We start from the raw sequence: 1,571 nt of genomic DNA on the forward strand, positions 1-1,571 counted from the left end.
TCGGTTTAGGAAGTAGCGCGACAAAGGACGTCGGAACATCAGTCGGAAACATCATGGAAGTAGGTGCGTTTGGGTTCGGGGGGAAAGGGCTATCCTTTAATGCAGATACCGTTGCTGATGTATGGGCAAACCTCTTGGACAAAGGTACTCGAGTCTTTCGCAACAACAAATCTGTTAACTCACAAAGAGCTTATTCAGCTTCACTATATTTTGCCTCTGAAGATACTCACGCGATTATTAGTGTTGCCTATGATTCAGGCGTAGTTGGCGTGTTAGCAAGAAATACCTCCGGAACAAGCAGCACTTCGACGTTCAACACACTGTACGGGACAGCCAATACGACACGGGCCAGCGATGGCACCCTGAAAGCTGCATCGCCTGTAGTGAAAGTTTTTTCGGATGGCACATACCAGACCAACAACGAATCAGAGGGCTGTACAGTAACGCGTCTGGCCATAGGTGAATATCTGGTTGAAGGGTGTGAGGGGCTAAACTCGGACGCTGCCTGGGGCGGCATCGATGGCGGTTTTGACATTCCCACCGACCGCAACAAGCAGTCGCTTATCTGGCTGGATTATGAGGTAAACGCTGACGGCTCGGTGCTGGTGAAGACTTATCACCGCACATATCCTGATGCGCCAGCGTTCGCCAGGAACGAGCTGCAGGGTATCAACGATGGCGATCCCGTTGATATCCCCCATGACCAGTTTTTGTCCGTCCGTGTCGAGATGCCACAGAACAGCATCTGGAATCAGCGTGCCGCTATTTCTGAGGATCCTGATTCATCCGCTGGTTAAACAGTGAATTTGCGGGCATATCCAGGCGAACATCGATCCAGCTGTTCGCCGGTACGTCCATCGGTTCCCCTTTCGTTTTGATGATCTCACCTTCATCGCTCAGCATATATTTGCGCTTAAACAGGCGGATTGTCAGCTCGCCATAGTCGGTTTGCTCGGCTTCTACAACACCAAGCTCTCCCATTCCGCCTGGGTCCATCGGCGGCAAAAGCTGCCAGCCCTCTGATGCAAGACCTGCCGAACCAGTCAGCACATAAACCCCCACGTCGAGGCGAGAAAGGGTTATCCCCTCCGCCTCGGCGTTCGCCGTTCCACAGCCACACCACGTAAAACCATCATCTGCCACATCAGTACGCTGACTCTCTTCCTGAGATTTTACGATTCTCGCTACGGGCGATGCTGCCTTAAGCGTACCATCTGAAGCCTTTGTGGTATTTCCGGTAGTGTAAAAAACAACAGATGATTCGTTACCCGTGCTCTGGTTGAAGTGTCTGGCGTTAACTCCAAGCGTGCTATCAATGAAAATCTGAAAAGTTCTTTTGTAATTTGAAGCGGCATAAACACCATTAAAAACTACTCCGAACCGGCTCGCATAAAGCACATCTGTATTATCACCCCAGTAAGCATAAACCCCTGAATCATACTGGGAGCGAATAGTAGTTACATGAGGGGCATCTCCTCCAGCCCCGAAGCCACCGTAAATTAATACCCTCCCGGCTGTATTATCAGTAACGTTACTTTGTGCGTCCTTTGTCGAACTGCTTCCCAAACCGA

General features: G+C 50.5%; 2 pseudogenes. One reads left to right on the top strand and one right to left on the bottom strand.

Going from position 1 to position 1,571, the window contains the following annotated elements:
* A pseudogene (locus ACOTYN_RS26255) lies at positions 1-797 on the top strand (phage tail protein); the annotation flags it as partial.
* Here ACOTYN_RS26255 and ACOTYN_RS26260 read toward each other — a convergent pair.
* Positions 763-1,571 (bottom strand): annotated as a pseudogene (locus ACOTYN_RS26260) (phage tail protein); the annotation flags it as partial. The pseudogenes ACOTYN_RS26255 and ACOTYN_RS26260 sit on opposite strands and share 35 nt — an antisense overlap.

Source organism: Enterobacter cloacae complex sp. IR5458, from assembly GCF_049238025.1.
GTDB classification, from domain to species: domain Bacteria; phylum Pseudomonadota; class Gammaproteobacteria; order Enterobacterales; family Enterobacteriaceae; genus Enterobacter; species Enterobacter kobei.